This is a genomic window from Devosia psychrophila, assembly GCF_000971275.1.
In the GTDB taxonomy this organism is placed as follows: domain Bacteria; phylum Pseudomonadota; class Alphaproteobacteria; order Rhizobiales; family Devosiaceae; genus Devosia; species Devosia psychrophila.
Map to the genome: position 1 here is coordinate 15,711 of NZ_LAPV01000093.1, position 23,184 is coordinate 38,894.

Consider the following 23,184-nt stretch of genomic DNA (forward strand, 5'->3'; position numbering starts at 1 on the left):
TCCGTTGAATTAGTGTTGGATTGCCACGCCCCAGCTGCCCCACACATAGATGGAGGCAAACAGGAACAGCCAGACCACGTCCACGAAGTGCCAGTACCAAGCGGCAAATTCGAAGCCGATGTGACGTTCGGGGGTAAAGTCGCCGCGCATGGCGCGGACGAGGCAAACCAACAGGAACACGGTACCGATGAAGACGTGGAAGCCGTGAAGTCCCGTCGCCATGAAGAACGTGGCGCCATACATATTTCCGGAGAAGCTGAATGCAGCCTCGCTGTATTCCAGCATCTGGACGGCGGTAAATACGGCGCCGAGCAACACGGTGAGGACCAGGCCCCACTTCAGGCCATCGCGGTCGTTCTCGAGCAGCGCGTGATGCGCCCAGGTCACCGTGGTGCCCGAGGTCAGCAGCAGCAGCGTATTGAACAGCGGCAGGTGGAACGGGTCGAACAGTTCGACGCCAGTCGGCGGCCAGATGCCGCCGGTGGCGGCAACTCGAGCATATTGTTGAACGTCATCAAGGCGGAAGAAGCCGTCGAAATAGGCCCAGAAGAAGCCGAAAAATACCATGATTTCGGAGGCAATGAACAGCATCATGCCGTAGCGGTGATGCATCTGGACGACGGGTGTGTGGAAGCCCGAATTGGCTTCCTTCACCACGTCGCTCCACCATGCGTACATGGTGTACAGCACGCCTGCGAGGCCGATGAAGAACACGAATGGCGTCCAGTGGTGCATCCAGAAGATGCCGCCCATGGCCATGATGAGGACAGAGACCGACATGACGAACGGCCACGGGCTCGGTTCGACCATGTGATAGTCATGGTTCTTGGCTAGATCGGCCATGCTCAGCTTCCCTCGTTGTCTGAAGCGTAGAAGGTATAAGAGAGTGTAATCTCTTTGATGGTGTCGAGCTCTTGATTATCGTCGAGCTCGGGATCGATGAAGAACACGATAGGCATGTCCACGGTTTCGCCTGGCTGCAGCGTCTGCTCGGTGAAGCAGAAGCATTCGATCTTGTTGAAATAGACGCCTGCCCGCTCGGGCGAAACGTTGAACACGGCCATGCCGGTTATCGCCTTGTCCGAGGTATTGGTCGCTACATAGTTCACCGTATCGACGGCGCCGATCTGGTCGGTGATGTGCGGCGCGGCCGTGACGTTCCAGGCCAGATCATTGGCCACATTGGAATCGAACCGCACGGTCATCTCGCGGTCGATGATCCCCTTGGGATTGTCGGTCGCTTGGCCGGGCGTGCCGCCGAAGCCGGTTACCTGGCAGAAGATATTGTAGAGCGGTACCGAGGCGTAGGCGAGGCCGACCATGCTGGCAGCGATAAATAGTCCAGACATAGCGACGCGCTTGTTGCGCCTGGCCATGACAGGATCGATGCCTGAATGGTGCAGGTCTGCCATCAGAGCGCCCGATCAAATAGCGCCGGACCCATCTTGACGATGGTCAGCGTGTAAAAGGTGATGGCGAACAGCGCCAGCGCGATGGCCAGCGCAATCGAGCGACGACGACGCACACGAGCCTTGGCAGCAGCCACTTCGGGCGTATCGGCTTCGACGGCGCGAATTTCGTACGGTGAGCTCATCAGCTGAAAGTCCCCAAGCGGGTCAGCATGTTGTCGGTCATGAACGCAAAGAACACGATGAACAGGTAGCTGAGCGAATAATTGAACAGTGTGCGGGCAGCCTTGCGCATCGGCACGTCTTCGTGCGTCACCATCAGGCGCCAGGCGAGATAGCTGAAACAGAAGCCGGTGACTACGGCCACAGTTCCATAGACCCAGCCAGCAAAGCCAAAGAAGGTCGGCAGCATGGCGGCCGCCGCGAGGATCAGCGTGTAGACGAAGATCTGGATCTTGGTGGATTTCTCACCGACCACGTTGGGCATCATCGGCACGCCTGCCGCGCCGTAATCGGACTGTTTGTAGAGCGCCAACGCCCAGAAATGCGGCGGGGTCCACAGGAAGATTATCAGGAACAGCACGATGCTTTCATAGGAGACCGTGCCGGTGACGGCAGCCCACCCGACGATGGGGGGGAAAGCACCGGCAGCGCCGCCGATGACGATATTCTGCGGCGTCAGGCGCTTGAGCCACATCGTATAGATGACGACGTAGAAGAAAATAGTGAAGGCGAGCCAGCCCGCAGCGACCCAATTGGTCGCCAGACCAAGCAGGGCAACGGAAAATATCGAAAGCACCATGCCGAAGACCAGGGCTTCCTCGCGGGTCATCCGACCCGCTGGGATAGGACGGTTCTGGGTGCGGCTCATGATGGCGTCGATATCGCTATCGTACCACATGTTGAGCGCCGCCGAGCCGCCAGCGCCGATTGCAATGCAGGCAACTGCGATGATGGCGATGAACGGATTGATCCCGCCTGGCGCCACGACGAGACCGACAAAGCCAGTGAACACCACCAGTTGCATGACGGTCGGCTTCAGCAGCGCGAGGTAATCCCCCACGCCTGCTTCGCCGGTCATGCCGGATAGGTTCCTGCTGTCGTCGATCAGAGCCACGGGCTTGCCTTCGTCGATTTAGGGTTGGGCCGCGCGAACGCGGCCCGGATTGCTTGCTTAGTGCGCGTTGGTCGATTCGATGCGCGGCAGGGTGGTGAACTGGTGGAACGGCGGCGGGCTGGACAGGGTCCATTCCAGTGTCGTTGCGCCATCACCCCAAGGGTTGTCACCGGCCGGACGCTTCTTCTTGAAGGCTTCCCACGTTGCATAGAAGAAAATCGCCATGGCAACGAAGGTGATGTAGTAGCCGATCGAGGAGATGCGGTTGAAGAAGCCAAACGCATCCGGATAGTCGATGTAACGACGCGGCATGCCGGCAAGGCCGAGAAAATGCTGCGGGAAGAAAATCAGGTTCACGCCGACGAACATGATCCAGAAGTGCGCCTTGGCCAGCGTCTCGTTGTACATGTAGCCGAACATCTTGGGGTACCAGTAGTACCAGCCCGCAAAGATCGAGAACACGGCACCCAGCGACAGCACGTAGTGAAAGTGGGCAACCACATAGTAGGTGTCGTGCAGGGCACGGTCGGCGCCGGCATTGGCCAGCACCACGCCCGTCACACCGCCGACGGTGAACAGGAAGATGAAGCCGATAGCCCAGAGCATGGGGGACTTGAAGCTGATCGAGCCGCCCCACATCGTGGCGATCCACGAGAATATCTTGACGCCCGTAGGCACCGCGATGACCATGGTGGCGGCCACGAAGTAGCGCTGCACGTCGAGACTGAGACCAGTCGTGTACATATGGTGAGCCCACACCACGAAGCCGACGAAACCGATTGCAACCATGGCATAGGCCATCGCCATGTAGCCAAAGATCGGCTTGCGGCTGAAGGTCGAGACGATGTGGCTGATGATGCCGAAGCCCGGCAGGATCATGATGTACACTTCGGGGTGACCGAAGAACCAGAACAGATGCTGGAACAGGATCGGATCGCCACCCTCGGCGGGCTTGAAGAAGGCTGTGCCGAAATTACGGTCGGTGAGCAACATGGTGATGGCACCGGCCAGCACTGGCAGGGCCAGCAGCAGCAGGAATGCAGTCACCAGCACGGACCAAGCGAACAGCGGCATCTTGTGCAGCGTCATGCCGGGAGCGCGCATGTTGAAAATTGTGGTGATCAGGTTGATGGAGCCAAGGATCGAGCTGACGCCTGCAACGTGCAGCGACAGGATGGCGAAATCCATGGCCGGCCCAGGGTGACCGGTGGTCGATAGCGGCGGATAAATCGTCCAGCCGCCACCAAAGCCCATAGCGCCCGGGCCAGTGCCTTCAAAGAACAGCGACATCAGCAGCAGGATAAATGCCGGTGGCAGCAGCCAGAAGGCAATGTTGTTGATACGCGGGAAAGCCGTATCGGGCGCGCCGATCATCAGCGGCGCGAAATAGTTGGCAAAGCCACCCATGGTCGCCGGCATGACCACGAAGAACACCATTATCAGCGCGTGGGCAGTGGTGAATACATTGTACATGTGCTTGCCGGCGTCGAGTGCGGCATCGCCCTCGACACCATAAACCATGGCGGCGAGGCCGTGGAAAATCTGGATACCGGGTTCCTGCAATTCCATGCGCATCACGCCGGACAGCAGGCCACCGATGATGCCCGTGAAGATCGCGAAGTACAAATACATCAGACCGATGTCTTTGTGGTTGGTCGAATAGACCCAGCGGCGCCAGCCGGTGGGCGTGTGGTGCGAGGCCGCATCGTGGCCGGTCGCGTGGGCTTCGAGGTGGGCGGTAGTGTCAGCCATAAGTTTTCCCCTGACCCGTGTTCTTACTGCACAGCTGCAAGCGTGGCGTTGGCAGCGGCGTAATCGCCACCTTCGAACGCTGCCAGATAAGCGGTGAATTCATCCTTGGTGACGACGCGAACGGCGATCGGCATGAAGGCATGGTCCTTGCCGCAAAGCTCCGAACACTGACCATAGAAAATGCCAGTTTCGCGGGCGTTGAACCAGGTTTCGTTGAGACGGCCAGGCACCGCGTCGATCTTGATGCCGAAGGACGGCACGGCAAAGGCGTGGATCACGCCCATCGGATCGGCGGTAACCTGAACGCGCACCGTCGTATCGACCGGAACCACCAGTTCGTTATCGACGGCCAGAAGGCGCGGCTGGTTCGGCTTGGCGGCGGTGCGGGTCGGCTCGTCCATCATGATCGACGTCAGAGCGAGGCCCTGATCGACGTATTCATAGTCCCAGTACCACTGCTGGCCGGTAGCCTTGATGGTCAGTTCGGGCGCGGGCACTTCGACTTCGCCGAACGAGAATATGTTGGAGCCAAGATACTTGCGCTCGCCATCGGGCGTCGTCAGCTGGTCGCTCAGCACGCCGAATGACGGGATGGCGATTACGATCAGCACGACGATCGGCAGGACCGTCCAGGCGATCTCGACCAGCGTATTATGGGTGAATGCAGCCGGCACCGGGTTCCGTTTGGCATTGTAGCGGATCATGATCCACACCAGCAGGCCGAGCACCAAGGCCACGATCAGCGAGATCGACCACATCAGGATGCCATCATGGAAGGCCGTGATGGAGTCCATGATCGGGGTCACGGAACGCTGCAGATGAAACTGGCCTGGGAGCGGATGGCCGGCCGTGGAGCCGGCTTCTTCCTGCGCCGCGGCAAGAACTGGGGCCAGCGCCATTGCGGCTGCTGAAAGAGCGCCCATTTTCAAGAATAGCCCGGTCACCTAAATCCCCTATCGACTTCAATTGGTGCATCCACACCGGGATTGAGGGACGAAAACAGCGGCATAGACAACGCCGCCCCTACTCAACCTCGGAGCGCAAAACTCTGACCTGACCTAAATCATATCGCAGAGTCCGAGTCCATGGCGGCCTAAGCGCTGGCGCTGCGTCAAATTGTGCGGCCAATCGAAACCGATGCCTCACACTCGCCGCAGTTTATACGGCATATTCCTAGCATTTCCGGGCCTTGGTTGACTTGCCCACTAGCCTGTCGGAAACACACAAGAGCTTGCGTGAGCGGGCGATTCGTCTGGAGAAGTGATAGAGTGAAGGCAATTGTGAAGCGTCGCCTGGCCGGTTTGGGCCTTGCCGTATTGGTCGCCGCGGCGGCGACCGGCGCCAGCTTTGGCCAAGGCGTCGTCCGCGCCGAGTATGGCGACTGGCAAATGAGTTGCGACACACCGCCTGGCGCCAGTTTTGAGCAATGCGCTATCATCCAGAATGTCATGGCCGAAGATCAGCCTAATGTTGGCCTCTCAGTGATCGTGCTGCGTACCGCTGATCGTGAGGCGCGCCTGCTGCGTGTGCTGGCGCCGCTTGGCGTGCTGCTGCCCAATGGCCTCGGTCTCAATGTCGATGGCAAGGACATGGGCCGCGTCGCCTTCGTGCGCTGCCTGCCCAATGGCTGCGTTGCCGAAGTCGTGCTTGACGATAGCCTGATCGACACGTTGTCCAAGGGCGAAAGTGCCATCTTTGTCGTGTTCAAGACACCGGAAGAAGGCATTGGCATACCCGTATCGCTCAAAGGCTTTGAAGAGGGCTTTGCGCAACTTCCGTAGTTCCGCAACATCCTTAAAATATGGTTTCGGTGATGGATCAGGAACGACGCGGCGAGATCCGCAAACGTACTCTCAAAGGTGCGCGCATTGCCACCAATGAGGGCTATTCGACGACGGCCTGCGTGGTTCGCAACCTGTCGGACCACGGCGCCCTGCTGCGCCTGACCAGTGTTATCGGCCTGCCGGACGCGTTTCAGTTGGTGATGGATGACGGGCGCACCTTCGAATGCGTCGTTGCCCATAAGACGGCTACCGATATCGGCGTGCAATTCACCTGACATAAAAAAACCGGACAAGCGCCAAGGCACTGGTCCGGTAAGTCATCAGGAAACGGGACCGGTGGCAAAACCGGTCCGGAGAAGGCACAAACGCTCGTAAAAGTGTCGGCACCAACATGATGGCATTGGCCAGAGGACTGGCCGATGCAATTCGTCTAATATAGTCAGCCGCGAGCGCGACGGGCGCGGGCAGTATTCAACAGGCGACCGCCCTGCACAGGTGCCGCAATGGCGGCAACGACATCGTCGAGCGAGATACCAAGGTCATCGAGACCGGCATGATCGAGTTCAAGCAGGGCTGACAATGCTACCCGACGGGTTCGAGCGGCCTGTGCCTTGACGATCCAGCGCGTGAAAGCGGCAAACGGATTGAGGGGCGTGGCGGCCGCAAGGGTCCGCTCGCCAGGAAGCGAGAGAGCCATGATGGTTTTCCAGACATATTGTTGTGCCGGAGGAGCCGGCGGGGTTCGGCGAAGGTTTCCTGCGCCAATGTTGATGAGATAGCGCTCTGGACTTCTATTCGTCCAACAAATAGATTTCATCCGATCTATCAATTTGAGTGATGGTATTTTGAAATGGCCGCACCGCTTGATCTCGACCAGCTGCAAAGTTTCTGTGCCATTGCCGATTGCGGCAGCTTCACCGAAGCGGCACGTCGCGTGAACAAGACCCAGTCGGCAGTCTCGATGCAGATCAAGCGGCTGGAAGAACGGCTTGGCCAGACGCTGCTGATGCGCGATGGCCGGGGAGTAACGCTAACGATGCATGGCAACGCTGTCTATGAGCGGGCGCGCAAGATGCTGCGTACCAATGCGGAAATTCTCGACCATTTCTCGGAAGGCGATCTGGCGGGTTCGATCCGCTTTGGCGTTCCGGATGACTATGCCGTTCGGCTTTTGCCGGTGATCCTGTCCAGCTTCCAGCGCACCCATCCCAAGATCGCCGTCGACGTCTCCTGCATGGCGTCCGAGCACCTGCTCGAAGGGATGCGCGCCGGCCGCTACGACTTGATCGTCTTCACGCAGGGCACCGAGCAGAATTACGGCGAACTGTTCCGTACCGAGAAGATGTTCTGGGTGGCCAGCCATGGCGGGCGTGCCCTCGCAAGCGAGCCGATCGCCATTGCCTGCGGGCCGCAATATTGCATCTGGCGCAAGGATGCGATGGACGCACTGGATCGGAGCGGCAAGGAGTATCGCGTCGCCTACACCTCCTCCAATGCCACCGCCATTTCCAGCGCCGTATTGTCTGACCTGGCGGTCGGCTTCCTGCCGGAAAGCGCCATGCAGCCGGGCATGCGCGTGGTCAACGACGAGTTCGGCCTGCCCCGCCTGGCCGACGCCCAGATCGCCCTGATGCGCGCCAGCCACGCTTACGGCGGCATCTATGATGCTCTGGCCAACCACATCGTGCAGTCGATGAGCAATCTCGACGTGCCCAAGGCGGCAGAAGCGGCGGAGTAGTGGCGCCGCCTCTTGACCTCACCCGTCAAATCTCGCACCACAGGACATGGCCGAAGCCCTGACCAACGCCGCCGAATTTACCGTTAGCGAGATCGCGCAGGCGGTCAAACGCACTGTAGAGGACGAGTTCGGTCATGTGCGCGTGCGCGGCGAGATCTCTGGCTATCGGGGCCAGCATTCATCAGGCCACGCCTATTTCACGCTCAAGGATGAAAACGCCTCGATCGACGCCGTGGTGTGGAAGGGCAATTTCGCCAAGCTGACCTTCAAGCCGGAAGAAGGCCTCGAAGTCATCGCCACCGGGCGAATGACCACTTTCCCGCGCTCGTCAAAATATCAGATTGTCATCGACAATATCGAGCCGGCCGGCGCTGGCGCCTTGATGGCACTGCTGGAAGAGCGTCGCCGCAAGCTTCAGGCCGAAGGTCTGTTCGAGCGCGACCGCAAGCGCGCCCTGCCCTATCTGCCGCGGGTTATTGGCGTCATCACCTCGCCCACCGGCGCGGTGATCCGCGACATACTGCATCGTCTCGCCGACCGCTTTCCCAGTCAAGTGCTGGTGTGGCCGGTGCGCGTGCAGGGCGATACCTGCGCCTCCGAAGTGGTCAATGCCATCCAAGGCTTCAACGCCATGCTGCCGGACGGCCCGATACCGCGACCGGACATTCTTATTGTTGCCCGCGGCGGCGGTTCGATCGAAGACCTTTGGGGCTTCAACGAAGAAGCCATGGTGCGCGCCGTCGCCGAAAGCGGCATCCCCATCATCTCCGCCGTCGGGCACGAAACCGATACGACGCTGATCGACTATGCCTCCGACATGCGCGCGCCGACACCCACTGCTGCCGCCGAGGCAGCCGTGCCAGTTCGCGCAGAGTTGATCGGATATGTCGACGACCTCGGCTCACGCCAGCGCCAGGCCGCCCGCCGCATGACCGGCAGCGCTCGCGACCGTTATCGCGCTGCCGCAGCCGGCCTGCCCCGCCCGGCAGATCTGGTCGCGACCCAACGCCAGCGGCTTGATCACGCCGCGAGCAATCTGTTTTCCTGCCTGCGCCATTCGGTGCAGGACCGTCGCGTGGCGTTCTCGCGTGTCGAGACCAAGCTCAATACGCGCGTACTAGTCGGCCAGCGCCAGGAAGCCGCCGAGCGCCTGCGCAACCTGACGCTGCGCGCCGATGCGGGCCTGAGCAAGACGGTGGACCGCGCGCGGCTGACCTATGATCCGCGCGCGGAACGCCTTGCTGCAGCAGCCGGGCGGCTGGTCGAGCGCAAGCGCGCCTTGTTCGACGCCATCGGCCCCAAGCTGGCGCCGAATGCACTGAAGGCAGAACTGCGTCACTCTCAGAGCCAGTTGACCCCGCTCACGGCGCGTTTGCTGGCGGGGTTTGTCCAAAATCTCGGTCAGCGCCGCGCTGCGCTGACCCAATCAGGCAAGCTGCTGGTTTCGCTAAGCTATCGCAGCGTGCTGGCGCGCGGCTACGCCGTAGTCAAGGATGCCGAGGGCAATCTGGTGCATCAGCGGGCGGGTCTCAGCCCGGGTGATACGGTCGACATCGAGTTCGCCGATGGCGACGTGGGCGCCACTATTGCCGGCGGCCCGGCCATAAAGAAGAAACCACGTCCACAAGTGGACAGCGACAGTCAGGAAAGTCTCTTTTGATCGGCGATATTGATCGCTATATCGGATCAAACGGCGAAGGAAGATCGGCATGAACATCTTCGACAAGGGCTTTTCGCCCACCGAGGCGGTAATCCGCTATCTCGACGGCGACTATGTCGTGCTCAAGCCCGGCACATTCGTGCGCTGTGCCATTACGCAGAAACCCATACCGCTCGATGAACTGTTCTATTGGAGCGTCGATCGGCAAGAGCCTTATGCCGATGCCGTAGCGGCCCATAGCGCCTTCGAGCGTTTCGGCCGCGGAGTCTGATGGTGGGGGCCGAAGCGTCGGGCCGAAACCGGTATCTTTTCATCTCCAATGGCCATGGCGAGGACGGCATTGCCGCCGCCATCGTCAACAGCCTGCCCAAAAGCATCGAGGTCGATGCTTATCCGATGATCGGCTCCGGCAATGCCTATGCCGGCGTCTGCCCCATCGTCGGACCGCGGGCTACTCTGGCCTCCGAAGGCTGGCGCAACGTCAAGGGCTCGCTGCGTCGCGACATCGCCACCGGCGGCCTTGCCACCGTGCCACCGGCCCTGAAATACCTGCGCAAAATCCGCGGCAAGTATGACCGCGTGATCGTGATCGGCGATATGGTCGGCGTGCTGGCCGCCTATGCTACCGGGCATCGCGGGCTGTATTACATCGATGTCTACAAGACCGGCTCGGCTCGGCTCTATTCCAGCATCGAGCGCTGGGCCATCAAGCGCGCCTGTACGACCGTGTTCTGCCGCGCCGACAATCTGGCGCGCACCCTCGAGCATCTCGGCATCGACGCCCGTTCGGCCGGCAATGTGATGATGGATACCATTCCCTATGGCCACTATGACGCCGGGGCCCGCCGCAACAAGGCCAAGGCCGTCACGCTGCTACCCGGCAGCCGTGAGCTGACCGCCGAAAGCTTCGAACTGCAGGTGAATGCCCTGCGCAGCCTGCCAGCCGACTTGCGCCCGGATGTGTTTCTGGCCGTCGCCGGCAGCGTAAACGTGGATGAACTGGCGAAAAAAACCGGCCTCAAGCGCACATCCATGCTCAGTGCCGAACCGGAGGATCTGGGCGAACTATCGGATGGCGATTTGACCATCCACATGGCGAGGGGTTCCGCCATGGGCAATCTGCTGGCGACGTCGAATCTGGTCATGTCGCAAGCCGGCACGGCGACTGTGCAGTCGCTCGGCATGGGCAAGCCCGCCATCACCTTCATCAATCGACGCGACCGCCGCTCACGTTTCACTGATGAACAGATGCTGTTCGGCGAGGCCCGCACCGTAGTGCCCCCGGAAGCGCCAGCCATCGGCGCGGCGCTGGCGAATTTGCTGGGCGATGACGAAGAACGTCGTCGCCTCGCCAACATCGGCCGCCAACGCATTGGAGGCCCGGGGGCGATGTTGGCGATCGTGGATGCGCTGGTGAGTTAGGGCGGTCGTTCTGCACCGTTCACCGAGAGGCCTTTACTGACGGGTCCGTGGCTCTCATCACCCCACCCTCATTCCCTTCCCATTCAGGGGAGGGAGGCGCTACGTCTAAAGTCCGCGCTCTTCCTAATCCCTCCCCATGTGGGGAGGGCGGCCCCGAAGGGGTCGGGTGGGGGTTGTTTGGCCCCGATGGCAGCAATTTATGCCTTGTGAGTTTCAGGCTCGAACAAGCGATGCAGATGCACGATGAAGTAGCGTGTCTGGGCGCTGTCGACGGTCATCTGCGCCTTTTGCTTCCATACCGAATAGGCAGCGGCATAGTTCGGGTAGAGCCCAACAATGTCGACCTTGTCGAGATCGGCAAAGGTCACGCCCTCAAGGCTGGATAGTTCGCCGCCGATCACGAGATGCAACAACTGCTTGTCGGGTGTCTGGTTAGCCATGGGTCAGGTCCGTGTGAGTTGAAGAAGACAGGTCAGCGTCGCCGCTTTCGGGCGAAGGGCACCCGTAAACCTTGATCAGCGCCGCGTGAACGAGGGGTTTTAGGCTCATATCGCTGAGCGCCGCAAGCGCCCCATGGCGCACATCTCGTCTGTTGAATTGCGGGAACCCGGCACAGACATCGGCAATATGGATGCCGCATTCGTCGAGGATCAGCGTGGCGGCCGCAATATCCCAATCCTGGCTGCCGCGTCGGGTTGCTACGGCATCGATCGTGCCGGTCGCCACCTGCACCAGCCGATAGGCCAACGAGGGATAATAAGGACCGCGCGTATATTGGAGGCCGGCCGCCTGCATTTCCTGATGCACGGCACCCGCGGCCGGGATGATCGGCGCCGCACCGGCGCGACGACTGCGCTGGATTTCGCGACCGTTGAGCCGCGCGCCCTCCCCCTTTACCGCGTCATACATTTCGTCGCGTACCGGAGCGTAGACAACGCCAGCGACCGGAACGCCATTTTCGACGACTGCCAATGAGACCGTCCAGCTATCCTCGCCGCGCAGGAAACCGCCCGTGCCGTCAATCGGATCGACGATAAAGACGCGTTCACAATCGAGCCGGCTGGGATTGTCGGCGGTCTCTTCGCTCAGCCAGCCATAATCGGGCCGCGCCTGCAGCAGGGCATTGGCCAGATAGCGGTCTACCAGAATATCGGCCTCGCTGACCGGCGAGGAATTCTCCTTGTCCCAGCTTTTGACCGGGCGGCGAAAGAAGCTGGACGCGATGATACCGGCTGATACCGCCGAGGAGCGGAGCAGTTCAAGGTCGTCGCTGTAAGTGGTTGCAGGTGCAGGCATCGCGGGCCTTTTAGGCTTGGCGCCGGTGTTGGGCAAGAGGGACGCCGGAAGGCGTGACCGGGCGTGCGGCCATGGCACGGTTAACAGCGTCGCACCCAGTGGGGTTAACCGGTCCCTACAGGGTGCAAGACCCTGCTAACCCTCCGGGAAAACAACATAAATTTAACCGAACGGATTAAGGTGGCGGGTAAGGGGACGCGCTATGTTGGGGCCATAAAGAGAGCACCAAAAACCAGCTCTCGAAGTTGACAGGAAGGCGAATTCATATGGTTCATGGTGTTTCGATGGAAGGGACCTCTGTCGTTCTTGCTTTTGGCCGTCCGGCTTTGACAGACCGCAGGTTTGTCGCCGCGAACGACAATGGCCCGAGAGACCCAGTCAAGACCGTCACGGTTCGCCGCATGCTCGAGCAGAGCGGTGTGGCAATCAAGGTCAAGGTACCGGTTACAGAATTCATCGGCGTCGCCGTTGCGACCCGGATCTCCGACGAAGGCGTGCTCACCAGCTCGATCGAGCTGGTCCACTCCGACGGCGAGCTGAATTATCGCGTGTTCGAGGAAGAGGGCAATCACAACGTGGTCGCGGAATGGCAGAACTGGGGCAAGAAGCTTCGCCTGCCGCTGTTCATCAAAGCCGGCGATGGCGCTTACATGCCTTACAGCCAGCAGGTCGATGGCGTGATGGTCGGCAATTCGCAGAGCCGCCGCAAGCTGGTGGCCGAAGCAGGTCGCCGCCCCCGCTTCCTCAACCGCCGCAAGCCGGGTACCCAGCCCGACGCATAAGTTTACTGCTCCTCCAAAGCACGTTGAAAGGGTTGACCGGTGGTGCGGTCAGCCCTTTTGGCGTTTTTGGGGAGGATTGTTTCAAGGCGTTAACTCGCCCACCCACGATGTCATCCCGGCGCAGGCCGGGATCCATCTCGAGATCGCGCAACCGCCGCAAGGTCTATCGCATAACCATTTGGCGGCAGGGCATATGCATCAGGATGGATTTCGGCCTCCGCCGGAATGACATCGCGTGTGGGATGAAATGGAGGATGAACCTCAAGTGTGATTACGCTTGGCTACCAAACCCACTCGGCCAGCAACGCCAGCGCCAGGACCACGCCAACATAATGATTGGTATAAAACCTGGACCGCGGATTATCCGGCTGCTCTGGGTCGATGGTCCACACTTGCCAGGCCAGCAGGCCAACGGCCACCATGGACAGCACGGCAAACACTAAGCCTGCACCGACCATCAGTGCCGCTGCCATCCAGAGCACAAAGGCTCCGGCATAAAGTCCGGCGACCACCGGCTTCACATAGTTGCCGAACAGCCGCGCCGTGGATTTGACGCCGATCAGCGCGTCGTCTTCGATATCCTGCAGTGCGTAGAGCGTGTCATAGCCGATGACCCAGAGGATCGTGCCCACATAAAGCAGCACCGGCACCCAACCGAGACCGCCAGTCTGCGAACTCCAGCCAACCAGCGCGCCATAAGAGAACGCGAGGCCCAAAAAGGCCTGCGGCCACCAGGTGATGCGCTTCATGAACGGGTAAATCGCCACCAGCACGAGCGAGGCGACGCAGGCCCAGACGGTGAAGCGATTGAACTGGAACAGGATGACCGACGCCAGCAGCGCCTGGGCAATCATGAAATACAGCGCTTCACGCGTGGTGACCTGGCCCGAGGGAATTGGGCGCGAGCGAGTGCGGGCCACCTGCATGTCGATGTCGCGGTCGACAATATCATTAAAAGTGCAGCCGGCGCCGCGCATCAGGGCCGCGCCAAGGAACATCAAAACGCCGGCCCACCAGTCGAAACCTCGACCGGGGTTGGCGACTGCCGCCAGCGCAAGTCCCCAAATGCAGGGCCAGAACAGCAGCCAGATACCGATCGGCCGGTCCCAGCGCGCCAGCCGAGCATAGGGTTTAAGCCAGGGTGGCGCATGGCGATCGACCAGATTTCCGGATTGTGCATCGGCAACGGCGCCGGGGGTATTGTCGGGTAGCTGATTTGTATCGGACATACGATCTCGTGGTTCGACAGGCTCATCATGAGGTCTACTCTAATCGCCATGCAGCTAGTAGACCTGTTATCGACCGCGATTATCTCAATCCACACCCTCCCTTGCGGGGAGGGATCAATGGTGGGGGATGTTTGGCCTCCATATCGGGGCTCATGCACCCCCTCCCACCCTCCCCGTGGTGGGGGCGGCGCCGTCCGTGGTTGTGGAAAATAGTGCCCAAAACTGGAATACCCATGCCCCGTAGCCACGCAGCCCTGCCTCGCCTGTTCGTCACGCCCGACCTCACCGCCGGGGCACAGCTCACCCTGGCCAAGGAGCAGTCGCTCTATCTTGCGGCCGTACTGCGCAAAATTGTCGGTGATGAGGTAGTGCTGTTCAACGGCCGCGATGGCGCCTGGCTGACCCGCCTTTTCAGCGATTCCAAGAAATCAGTCACGCTCGACTTGATCGAGAAAATCGCTACGCAGACCCCGGTTTCCGACCTCTGGTACGGATTCGCCCCCCTCAAGACCGAACGTTTGGATTATGTGATCCAGAAGGCCGTCGAAATGGGCGCCGGCACCATCCAGCCGGTGATCACCCGCTTCACCCAGGTCAGTCGGCTCAAGCACGAGCGCCTCGTCGCCAATGCCATCGAGGCCGCCGAACAGTGCGAAGTGCTCAGCGTCCCGACGGTCGAGCCAGAGATCACGCTGGAAAAGCTGCTCGATTCATGGCCGGCAGACCGCAAGCTGATCCTCGCCGATGAAAGCGAAGCGTCTTCTTCCCCGGTCGAAGCGTTGCAGGGCCTCAAAGGTCACAAGGTCGGCGTGCTGATTGGACCCGAAGGCGGCTTTTCAGACGACGAACGCGCCAAGCTCCGCGCCCTGCCTTACGTCGTCCCAATCAGCCTCGGGCCGCGGATCCTGCGCGCTGATACCGCAGCCGTCGCCGCACTCGCCGTCATTCAAGCCATCATCGGCGATTGGCGATAAACCTGATTGCTTTGTTCGGGCGCAACGCTATGTTCCGGCGCACATTGAACCCTCATCGTCAGAGGACTGCTTATGGCCGGCGCCGACACTTATTCTCCCCTGATCGAATCGCGGGCCGACCTGATCGAGGCGATGGCAAAGGGCGCCAAGCCCGAGAGTGAGTGGCGCATCGGCACCGAACACGAAAAGCACGTGTTTCACACCAATCCCCTGCGCCCGGTGGAATATGAGGGCCCGAACGGCATCCATGCGCTGCTGGGTGGCGTTCAGGCCGAGACCGGCTGGGAGCCCTTTTACGACGGCGAAAACCCGATCGGCCTCCGCAACGACACCATCGGTGGCATTTCCCTCGAACCCGGCGGGCAGTTCGAGCTTTCGGGCGCGCCACAAATCGACCTGCACGCCTCCGCTGATGAACTTGCCGAGCACATGCGCGTCAGCAAGAAGGTCGCGGCGCCGCTTGGTATTCACTTCCTCGGCCTCGGCGTAACCCCGATCTGGTCGGTCGACCAAATTCCGGCCATGCCCAAGTCGCGCTACGGCATCATGAAGCCCTATATGGAAAAGGTCGGCACGCTCGGCACCTCCATGATGTTCCGCTCCTGCACCGTGCAGACCAATCTCGATTTTTCGAGCGAAGCCGACATGGTCAAGAAGCTGCGGGTTTCGTTGGCGCTGCAGCCGGTTGCCACCGCGCTGTTTGCCAATTCGCCGTTCTCGGAAGGCCGTGACTCGGGCTACCTCAGCTTCCGCAGCCATATCTGGCTCAATACCGATGATGCCCGCACCGGCATGCTGCCTTTCGCCTTCGACGAAGGTTTCGGCTTCGAGCAATATGCCGACTATGCGCTTGATGTGCCGATGTATTTCGTCATCCGCAATGGCGAGTATGTCAATGTCGCCGGCGAGAGCTTCCGCGAATTTCTCAAGGGCGAACTGCCGCAGCTGCCAGGCGAAAAACCCACTATCAGGGATTGGGAAGATCACCTCTCGACGATTTTCCCGGAAGTCCGCCTCAAGCAGTTCCTCGAAATGCGCGGCGCCGATATGGGCGACGAAAAGTCGGTGACGGCGCTGTCAGCTTTCTGGACCGGCCTGCTGTATGACGAAGTCTCGCTCGAAGCGGCCTACGAGTTGATCGAGCCGTGGAGCAATGAGGAGCGCGACCACATGCGCCGCGAAGTGCCCCGGCTGGGCCTCGACACGCCGCATGACCGCTCCAATGTCTATGATATTGCGGCACAGGCCGTCGGCATTGCCGAAGCAGGCCTCGTGCGTCGCAACCGGCTCAACGCGCAGGGCAAGGACGAGACCATCCACCTCGCCCCGCTCGAAGAAACCATCCGCCTTGCCAAATCGCCTGCCGAACGCTGGCTCGACAAATTCCGCGGCGAATGGAACGGGGATTTGACGCAGATTTTCAAAGAAGCCGAGATGTAGCTTTCTGCCACCTCCTCCCTTGAGGGGAGGGATAGCGAGATAGGACTTAGCCCTTGCTAAGTTTGTACATCGAGCCGTGAGGGAGTTCTGAGCTATCCGCAAATATGACGCGTCTGATAGTCCTGAATCCCCTCCCTTGATCCTTCTCGCCTAAAATCGCTCCACTGGAGCGATTTTCCCTCAAGGGACGGCTCGAAGCCCTCAAGGCGGAGGGTGTCGACTACGCCTCCATCGCCCAACTTATCCTTGCCTCCCCCCTCCCCTTCGTGCATCACGCCTCCAACATTATGGAGGCACATATGCGGGTTCTGGTGATTGGTTCGGGCGGCCGCGAGCATGCTTTGGCCTGGAAGATCGCGCAGTCGCCGCTGCTGACCAAGCTGTTCATCGCCCCTGGCAATGGCGGCACCGATGACGTCGCCGAGAACCTTGCAGTCGACATAACCAACCATGGGGCGGTAATCGCCCTGTGCCAGACGCACCAGATCGATTTCGTCGTCGTCGGCCCCGATGCGCAAGTGGTTGCCGGTCTCGGTGACGATCTTCGCGCCGCTGGCTTCATCTGCTTCTGCCCAAGCAAAGCTGCCGGACAGCTCGAAGGCTCCAAGGGCTTCACGAAAATCCTCTGCGACGAGATGGATATTCCCACCGCCGCCTACGGTCGCTTCGACACTGAAGCCGCAGCCCTCGCCTATCTCTACACCCACAGCGCGCCCATCGTGATCAAGGCCGATGGCCTCGCCGCTGGCAAAGGCGTGACAGTCGCCATGACCACCGAAGAAGCCGAAGAAGCAGTGATCGACTGCTTTGCCGGCACCTTTGGCGCAGCCGGCGCTTCGGTGGTTATCGAGGAGTTCATGGAAGGCGAGGAAGTCAGCCTGTTCGTGCTGTGTGACGGCAAGGACATCCTGCCGCTGACCACCGCGCAAGACCACAAGCGCGCCTTCGATGGCGACACCGGTCCCAATACCGGCGGCATGGGTGCCTATTCGCCGGCCCCGGTAATGACCCGCGAAGTCTACGAAGAAGTACTTGAGCGCGTAATCTGGCCCACCGTGCGCGGGCTTGCAGCGCGCGGCAACCCCTATCAGGGTGTGCTTTATGCCGGGCTGATGCTAACTGCCGACGGCCCAAAGCTCGTCGAATACAACGCCCGCTTCGGCGATCCCGAAACGCAGGTCATGGTGATGCGGATGGAAAGCGACCTGCTGCCGCTGTTGCACGCTGTCGCCACTGGCACGCTAGCGGGTCACGACGTAGCGTGGAAAGACCAGTATGCGCTGACCGTTATCATGGCGACCGAGGGCTATCCGGGCCCCTATGGCAAGGGCAGCGAGATCAAGGGCGCCGACGGTATAAACAGCGATACGACTCACGTGTTCCACGCCGGAACGCAGCGGGATGGTGAACGTTTGCTTGCTGCCGGTGGTCGCGTTCTCAACGTCACCGCTTTAGGCAAAGACATAACCGAGGCGCAACAGCGTGCGTATGCAAGCGTTGACCAGATTATTTGGCCCGAAGGATTTAGCCGCCGGGACATCGGTTGGCGGGAAATTGCCAGGTCCAAGGCTTGAACCCTTCCTAAACTTCGGCGGCGCATTCTCTCCCAAGAGCGTCCTTGAGGCGAAGCCGCGACGACCGCTGACCCCGCTGCAATTGCGCGGCCAGAAGCTGGTCGACCTGCTGCGATCAAAAGGCGGCGAGCGGGGCGTCATGAACACTATTTCAGGACCAAGGATAGGCGTGGCGCTGGGCGGCGGGTCTGCTCGTGGGCTGACGCATATCCCCTATATCGAAGCGATGGACGAACTGGGCCTCAAGCCCTCGGTGATTTCCGGCACCTCCATTGGCGCGCTGATCGGCGCGGGCTGGGCCGCCGGCATGACCGGCAAGGAGCTGCGCGAGCATTCCTATGAGGTGCTGGGCACCATGCGCACCATCGCCACCAAGCTGTGGGCCACGCAAATTCGCGGTATCGGCGGTATTCTGAAAAACGGCATTTCGATGCAGCTCGACGCCACCAGCATCGTCGATGCCTTCACCCCGCCCGGCTTCCCGCTCGAGTTCAAGCAGCTCAAAATACCGCTCTATGTGGTGGCAACCGATTTTCAATCCTGGCACCAGGTGGTGTTCAATACCGGTCTGCTGCGGCCTGCCATCGCCGGCTCCATCGCTATTCCGAGCCTGTTCAAACCGGTCGTCTATGCCAATCACATCCTGGTGGATGGCGGCGTGGTCAATCCGTTGCCGCTCGATCAAGCCGATATCGACACCGACTTCCTGATCGGCATCGACGTCAACGGCGATCCCTCAGAAGGCATTTCCAAGACCGACCACAAAGCGCTCGATATCTGGTTCGGCTCGGCCCAGATCATGATGCATTCACTGACCGCGCATATGATGGCGGCCTACCCACCCGACATCTACATCCGGCCGCACGTTGCCAATTTCGGCGCGCTGGAATTCTGGCGCGTGCGCGAGATTTTTGCCCATGCCGAGGTGGAGAAGGAGCGCTTCAAACGCATTCTTGGCGACAAGATCGAAGCCTATATCGCAAACAAGGTACCGGTCATCGGCAGCGAGTGATATCACGTAACAATAATTGTTACGTTCAGTCTGATGGTCTATGGATGCGCAGACCCCTCCGCATCTGAAGGCCGACACCCATGACATCATCGCCATTCACCGGCAGCCAAGCCGCCGCTTATGCCGAAGGCCCAACGCGCAAGGTGCCCGGCCTTGCAGGCCTGCACAAAATGACATCGCAACTGCTGGCAGAGCGGGTTCCGGCAAATGGCCGCGTGCTGGTGCTCGGCGCCGGCGGCGGGCTGGAACTCGAGGCCCTCGCCGACGATCACGCCGGCTGGACCTTCGATGGCGTCGACCCATCCCCCGACATGCTGAAGACCGCCGAACTGATCGCAGCAGACCATCTCGACCGCATCAAGCTGCATGAAGGCTACATCGAAAGCGCCCCCGAGGGCCCGTTCGACGCCGCCACATGCATCCTCACCTTCCACTTCATCGCCCGCGAGCAACGCCTCGAAACCTTGCGCCAGATTCGCTACCGCCTAAAACCCGGCACACCCTTCGTGCTCGCCCATATCAGCTTCACCCAGGCCGAACCCGAACGCTCGATGTGGATTGCCCGCCACGTCACGTTTGGCGGCACAGGCCCCGTCAGCCCCGAAGCCATCCACGCCATCTCGACAAAGCTAAACATCCTCGCGCCGGAGGAAGAGGAAGCCATGCTGGTCGAAGCCGGGTTTAGTGGCGTGACATTGTTTTACGCTGGCCTGAGTTTCCGAGGCTGGGTGGCCTACGCCGCTTAGTTGGACAAGGCGGTCAACGAAGCGCCTTGAAAAACTCCCTCAACATCGCCTCCGAACGCCCAGCACCCAGTCCTGCAATCACCTCGGGATGGTGATGACAGGTGGGCTGCTCAAACAACCGGATGCCGTTCTCCACCGCCCCCGCCTTCACGTCCTCGGCGGCAAAATACACCCGCCTAAGTCTTACATGGGCGATGGCTCCGGCGCACATGGCGCAGGGTTCGAGCGTCACATAGAGGTCGCATCCATCCAAACGGCCGGTGCCGCGCTTGGCCAGCGCGGTGCGGATGGCCAGTATCTCAGCATGGGCGGTCGGATCATTCAGCGCCTTCATCCGGTTGCGCTCGGCGGCGAGGATGACCTCACCCTCCATCACAACTGCACCAACCGGCGCTTCGCCATATGTGGCGGCTTCCTCGGCGAGGGACAGGGCTAGATCCATGGGCGACTGGCTGGGCATGGCATTTCCCTAGCGCCTTGTGCGCATTTCCGCAAACCGGGTCGGAAACCCGCGCGGCGTGCCCTATAATCGCGACCAGGAGAATCGCCCTTGCCCATCCGCCAGCTACCCGAAGACCTGATCAACCGCATCGCAGCCGGCGAGGTGGTGGAGCGGCCCGCCAGCGTAGTCAAGGAACTGGTTGAAAACGCCATCGACGCCGGCGCCAACCGGGTCGTGGTGACCACCGCGACGGGCGGCAAGGGGCTGATCCGTATCGAGGACGATGGTCACGGCATGGACCGGGCCGACCTGATCCTGTCGGTCGAGCGCCACGCCACCTCGAAGCTATCCGAAGACGAACTCGACGATATTCGGACGCTGGGTTTCCGGGGTGAGGCCCTGGCTTCAATTGGCTCGGTAGCAGAGCTGTCGATTGCCTCGCGTACCGCCCAAGCTGAAAGCGGACTGAAGCTCGAGGTGCGCAGCGGCGTGCGGACAGGGCCGGTACCGTTCGCGATGAACCAGGGCACCATTGTCGAGGTGAAGAACCTGTTCGCCAACGTCCCGGCGCGGCTGAAATTCCTCAAGACCGACCGGGCCGAAGCGGGCGCCATCACCGATGTGATCAAACGGCTGGCGATGGCCAATCCCGGCGTGCATTTCATGCTCAATGGCTCCGACCGCTCACCGAGCAACTGGCCGTCTGTTACGGGTACCGGCGCGCTGGAAGCCCGGCTTGGCCAAGTGATGGGCGATGATTTCGCACAAAACGCGGTGCGATTGGCCACCAGCCGACATGGCGTGGTGGTGGCGGGTCTCGCCGGCCTGCCGACCTATACGCGGGCCAATTCGCTGAGCCAGTTCTACTTCGTCAACGGCCGCTCGGTGAAGGACAAGGTCCTCGTCGGCGCCATCCGCGCCGCCTATGCCGACTACACATTCCGCGACCGCTTCCCGGTGGTGGCCCTCTATATCGCCGTCGATCCGGGCGAGGTCGACGTCAATGTCCATCCGGCCAAGGCCGAGTTGCGCTTCCGCGATGCCGGCGCCGTGCGTAGCGCGGTGATCCGCGCCGTCGGCGAAGCGCTGACCGCAGCGGGGTTCAAGGCATCGGACACAGTCGCTGACGACGTGTTGGGTGCCTTTACCGCACCAGCCTACGCAGCGGCATCGCCCGTCGGCTTTAGCCCTGCCCAGATGCGCCAGCCCCTGCCTTTCTCAGGCTACGACCGCCCGATGGGCTTAGCCAGTGCCAACCCGTTCTCACCGGCCTTCGGCAGCCTCGACGGTTTCGCCGAGCCCAGCGCCCGCATGGAGGCAGAGCCCTCTCCCGCCCTGATGGAATATCCGCTCGGCACGGCCCGAGCCCAGATGTTCGACAATTTCATCATCGCCCAGAACGACGAAGGCCTGCTGCTGGTCGACCAGCATGCCGCGCATGAACGACTGGTCTATGAGCGGTTCAAGGCCCAGCTGGCGTCCGGCCCGGTGCCGAGCCAGGCGCAGTTGATCCCGATGGTGATAGAACTGCCCGAGGAAGACTGCGCCCGGCTGGAGGACGCCGCGCCCGAACTCGAACGTTTCGGCCTCTACCTCGAACGCTTCGGCCCCCGCGCTATTGCCGTGCGCGAAACCCCTGCCCTGCTCGGCAATTCCGATATCGACGGCCTTGTGCGCGACGTTGCCGATGGCCTTGCCGAATGGGATTCCATCGCCGCCGTCAACGACCGCATGGAAGCCATCATCGCCCGCATGGCCTGCCACGGCTCGGTGCGCTCAGGCCGCCGCCTCCGCGTCGACGAAATGAACGCGCTGCTCCGCGACATGGAAGCAACGCCCCACTCCGGTCAATGCATCCACGGCCGCCCGACCTATGTCGAGCTGAAGAAGAAAGACATCGAGCGGTTGTTTGGGCGGAGTCGATGAACGGTCAATTAACTATTCAGTTATGTAGGATTCGATCAGTGCGAGATAGTCGCTGAACGTAACCTCGTGCTCCTGCAGACCAAGCCCGTGCAGAATGGTTGGCAAGGCGGCTTGAAATTCCGCGTATTCCGTCGCTATCGCTGCCCCACCGGGCACTGTGGTTCGCCTCGATTTGTTACGCAGCCACGAAGCAGTCTTGGTGATAGCCTCAACAATATTCCCGTTGTGATATTGAATGTCCTGACCTGCGATATCTGAAATAAACCGCTGGTAACGATACGGGACTGTGTCGAGTATCAGTGCGCGTTTTTCGGAATGCCGAGGACCCCCATATCGTTTGGCACCGATAAAGACGCCAAGCTCCAGCGGCATATTGAAACGCGGTAATGGAGGATCGCCATCTACCTCGGTTCGAGAGATGTCGTGAATGCTGTATCTGCACTCAGCGATTATTCTCTGAATTTTGGCAAATCGACTTTCCAGCGCATCATCGGCCTCCATTGCACATCGCGCCCGAAATCCCGAGCGCACAATGGCGAAAACAATGCCGTAAAAAAGCGGCTGAAACTGCGGGTCGAATGCACAGTTCACGAAAACATCACGCGGTGATGAGATCGCTGCTATTTAGTGTCACCTCGACCCGGGCTGGGAATACGTTCGACAGTTGTAGAGCCTATGCGGCCGCTCTTTACGCGATCTATTACCCGGTCTGCTTCCTGCCGGGTAAAATTGGACGGGCGTGGCGTCTGACGCAGGATTTCAACGCCATCCTTCGCGCGTCCAACAACTACGAATTGGCCGGTTCGGACTGATCGCTGTTGAGATGTGTTTTTGGCCATGCTCCCAATATCGTTCATCGGTGATAGCGTTGCAAGTGCCAA

Annotated in this window: 26 protein-coding genes; 14 read left to right on the forward strand and 12 right to left on the reverse strand. The window is 60.7% G+C overall.

Going from position 1 to position 23,184, the window contains the following annotated elements; all coding sequences use genetic code 11:
* Positions 1-9: 9 nt before the first annotated feature.
* The 6 genes from WH91_RS08770 to coxB are packed head-to-tail and all read right to left on the reverse strand — an operon-like array spanning position 10 to position 5,222.
* Positions 10-843, reverse strand: coding sequence for a cytochrome c oxidase subunit 3 (locus WH91_RS08770; RefSeq protein ID WP_046170631.1), 834 nt, complete (start codon positions 841-843; stop codon positions 10-12).
* Between the two features lie 2 nt (positions 844-845).
* A complete protein-coding gene (locus WH91_RS08775) occupies positions 846-1,412 on the reverse strand; it encodes a cytochrome c oxidase assembly protein (RefSeq protein WP_046170632.1) in 567 nt (188 codons plus the stop codon).
* The gene (locus tag WH91_RS08780; protein WP_046170633.1) at positions 1,412-1,594 is read right to left on the reverse strand and encodes a hypothetical protein; all 183 of its coding nucleotides are present in this window, start codon (positions 1,592-1,594) and stop codon (positions 1,412-1,414) included. Before WH91_RS08780 ends, WH91_RS08775 begins: the two co-directional genes overlap by 1 nt.
* The gene (locus tag WH91_RS08785; RefSeq protein ID WP_046170634.1) at positions 1,594-2,526 is read right to left on the reverse strand and encodes a heme o synthase; all 933 of its coding nucleotides are present in this window, start codon (positions 2,524-2,526) and stop codon (positions 1,594-1,596) included. Before WH91_RS08785 ends, WH91_RS08780 begins: the two co-directional genes overlap by 1 nt.
* Positions 2,527-2,583: 57 nt before the next feature.
* Positions 2,584-4,278 carry a cytochrome c oxidase subunit I gene (gene ctaD, locus WH91_RS08790; RefSeq protein ID WP_046170635.1) on the reverse strand — a complete coding sequence of 565 codons (1,695 nt, stop codon included), beginning with the start codon at positions 4,276-4,278 and terminating at the stop codon, positions 2,584-2,586.
* A gap of 23 nt (positions 4,279-4,301) precedes the next feature.
* Positions 4,302-5,222 (reverse strand): cytochrome c oxidase subunit II, encoded by a 921-nt coding sequence (gene coxB, locus WH91_RS08795; protein ID WP_052952698.1) that lies wholly within the window; start codon positions 5,220-5,222, stop codon positions 4,302-4,304.
* A 324-nt stretch (positions 5,223-5,546) separates the two neighbouring features.
* On the opposite strand from coxB, the gene WH91_RS08800 reads away from it, so the two are divergent.
* The gene (locus WH91_RS08800; protein ID WP_046170637.1) at positions 5,547-6,059 is read left to right on the forward strand and encodes an invasion associated locus B family protein; all 513 of its coding nucleotides are present in this window, start codon (positions 5,547-5,549) and stop codon (positions 6,057-6,059) included.
* A gap of 32 nt (positions 6,060-6,091) precedes the next feature.
* Entirely contained in the window at positions 6,092-6,337 is a 246-nt protein-coding gene (locus tag WH91_RS08805) for a hypothetical protein (RefSeq protein WP_046170856.1), read from the forward strand.
* A 164-nt stretch (positions 6,338-6,501) separates the two neighbouring features.
* On the opposite strand, the gene WH91_RS08810 is transcribed toward WH91_RS08805, so the two are convergent.
* Positions 6,502-6,759, reverse strand: coding sequence for a hypothetical protein (locus tag WH91_RS08810; RefSeq protein WP_046170638.1), 258 nt, complete (start codon positions 6,757-6,759; stop codon positions 6,502-6,504).
* A gap of 153 nt (positions 6,760-6,912) precedes the next feature.
* On the opposite strand from WH91_RS08810, the gene WH91_RS08815 reads away from it, so the two are divergent.
* From WH91_RS08815 to WH91_RS08830, 4 genes are read left to right on the forward strand one after another with little or no spacing between them, the layout of a single operon-like run.
* Positions 6,913-7,800: a LysR family transcriptional regulator gene (locus WH91_RS08815; protein WP_046170639.1), complete on the forward strand. Its 888-nt coding sequence runs from the start codon at positions 6,913-6,915 to the stop codon at positions 7,798-7,800.
* A gap of 46 nt (positions 7,801-7,846) precedes the next feature.
* Positions 7,847-9,460 (forward strand): exodeoxyribonuclease VII large subunit, encoded by a 1,614-nt coding sequence (xseA, locus tag WH91_RS08820; protein ID WP_046170640.1) that lies wholly within the window; start codon positions 7,847-7,849, stop codon positions 9,458-9,460.
* 49 nt (positions 9,461-9,509) lie between these two features.
* Positions 9,510-9,731 (forward strand): DUF2093 domain-containing protein, encoded by a 222-nt coding sequence (locus WH91_RS08825; protein ID WP_046170641.1) that lies wholly within the window; start codon positions 9,510-9,512, stop codon positions 9,729-9,731.
* A gap of 2 nt (positions 9,732-9,733) precedes the next feature.
* The gene (locus WH91_RS08830) at positions 9,734-10,882 is read left to right on the forward strand and encodes a glycosyltransferase family protein (protein WP_143078042.1); all 1,149 of its coding nucleotides are present in this window, start codon (positions 9,734-9,736) and stop codon (positions 10,880-10,882) included.
* A gap of 197 nt (positions 10,883-11,079) precedes the next feature.
* Here WH91_RS08830 and WH91_RS08835 read toward each other — a convergent pair whose 3' ends face one another.
* The gene (locus WH91_RS08835) at positions 11,080-11,322 is read right to left on the reverse strand and encodes a DUF4170 domain-containing protein (protein WP_046170643.1); all 243 of its coding nucleotides are present in this window, start codon (positions 11,320-11,322) and stop codon (positions 11,080-11,082) included.
* The gene (locus WH91_RS08840) at positions 11,315-12,178 is read right to left on the reverse strand and encodes a 3'(2'),5'-bisphosphate nucleotidase CysQ (RefSeq protein ID WP_082102077.1); all 864 of its coding nucleotides are present in this window, start codon (positions 12,176-12,178) and stop codon (positions 11,315-11,317) included. Before WH91_RS08840 ends, WH91_RS08835 begins: the two co-directional genes overlap by 8 nt.
* A gap of 284 nt (positions 12,179-12,462) precedes the next feature.
* On the opposite strand from WH91_RS08840, the gene WH91_RS08845 reads away from it, so the two are divergent.
* Positions 12,463-12,960 carry a DUF6101 family protein gene (locus tag WH91_RS08845; RefSeq protein ID WP_074797323.1) on the forward strand — a complete coding sequence of 166 codons (498 nt, stop codon included), beginning with the start codon at positions 12,463-12,465 and terminating at the stop codon, positions 12,958-12,960.
* 281 nt (positions 12,961-13,241) lie between these two features.
* Here WH91_RS08845 and ubiA read toward each other — a convergent pair whose 3' ends face one another.
* Entirely contained in the window at positions 13,242-14,189 is a 948-nt protein-coding gene (ubiA, locus tag WH91_RS08850) for a 4-hydroxybenzoate octaprenyltransferase (protein WP_046170645.1), read from the reverse strand.
* A 233-nt stretch (positions 14,190-14,422) separates the two neighbouring features.
* On the opposite strand from ubiA, the gene WH91_RS08855 reads away from it, so the two are divergent.
* From WH91_RS08855 to WH91_RS08880, 5 genes are all read left to right on the forward strand, one after another.
* The gene (locus WH91_RS08855; RefSeq protein WP_046170646.1) at positions 14,423-15,163 is read left to right on the forward strand and encodes a 16S rRNA (uracil(1498)-N(3))-methyltransferase; all 741 of its coding nucleotides are present in this window, start codon (positions 14,423-14,425) and stop codon (positions 15,161-15,163) included.
* 72 nt (positions 15,164-15,235) lie between these two features.
* The gene (locus WH91_RS08860) at positions 15,236-16,603 is read left to right on the forward strand and encodes a glutamate--cysteine ligase (RefSeq protein WP_046170647.1); all 1,368 of its coding nucleotides are present in this window, start codon (positions 15,236-15,238) and stop codon (positions 16,601-16,603) included.
* 299 nt (positions 16,604-16,902) lie between these two features.
* Positions 16,903-18,177 carry a phosphoribosylamine--glycine ligase gene (gene purD / locus WH91_RS08870; protein ID WP_046170649.1) on the forward strand — a complete coding sequence of 425 codons (1,275 nt, stop codon included), beginning with the start codon at positions 16,903-16,905 and terminating at the stop codon, positions 18,175-18,177.
* Positions 18,158-19,189, forward strand: a complete 1,032-nt coding sequence (locus WH91_RS08875; protein ID WP_158409538.1) for a patatin-like phospholipase family protein — start codon at positions 18,158-18,160, stop codon at positions 19,187-19,189. The genes purD and WH91_RS08875 overlap by 20 nt, the downstream gene beginning before the upstream one ends.
* Before the next feature lie 80 nt (positions 19,190-19,269).
* The gene (locus tag WH91_RS08880) at positions 19,270-19,935 is read left to right on the forward strand and encodes a class I SAM-dependent methyltransferase (protein ID WP_046170650.1); all 666 of its coding nucleotides are present in this window, start codon (positions 19,270-19,272) and stop codon (positions 19,933-19,935) included.
* A 13-nt stretch (positions 19,936-19,948) separates the two neighbouring features.
* Here WH91_RS08880 and WH91_RS08885 read toward each other — a convergent pair whose 3' ends face one another.
* Entirely contained in the window at positions 19,949-20,395 is a 447-nt protein-coding gene (locus WH91_RS08885) for a nucleoside deaminase (protein WP_046170651.1), read from the reverse strand.
* Positions 20,396-20,485: 90 nt separating this feature from the next.
* Here WH91_RS08885 and mutL point away from each other — a divergent pair, with 90 nt between their 5' ends.
* Positions 20,486-22,303, forward strand: a complete 1,818-nt coding sequence (mutL, locus tag WH91_RS08890) for a DNA mismatch repair endonuclease MutL (RefSeq protein WP_046170652.1) — start codon at positions 20,486-20,488, stop codon at positions 22,301-22,303.
* A gap of 12 nt (positions 22,304-22,315) precedes the next feature.
* On the opposite strand, the gene WH91_RS08895 is transcribed toward mutL, so the two are convergent.
* On the reverse strand, positions 22,316-22,894 hold the full coding sequence (locus WH91_RS08895; protein WP_244542325.1) for a hypothetical protein: 579 nt from the start codon (positions 22,892-22,894) through the stop codon (positions 22,316-22,318).
* Between the two features lie 17 nt (positions 22,895-22,911).
* Here WH91_RS08895 and WH91_RS24195 point away from each other — a divergent pair, with 17 nt between their 5' ends.
* Positions 22,912-23,115: a hypothetical protein gene (locus tag WH91_RS24195; protein ID WP_074797319.1), complete on the forward strand. Its 204-nt coding sequence runs from the start codon at positions 22,912-22,914 to the stop codon at positions 23,113-23,115.
* Positions 23,116-23,184 lie beyond the last annotated feature (69 nt).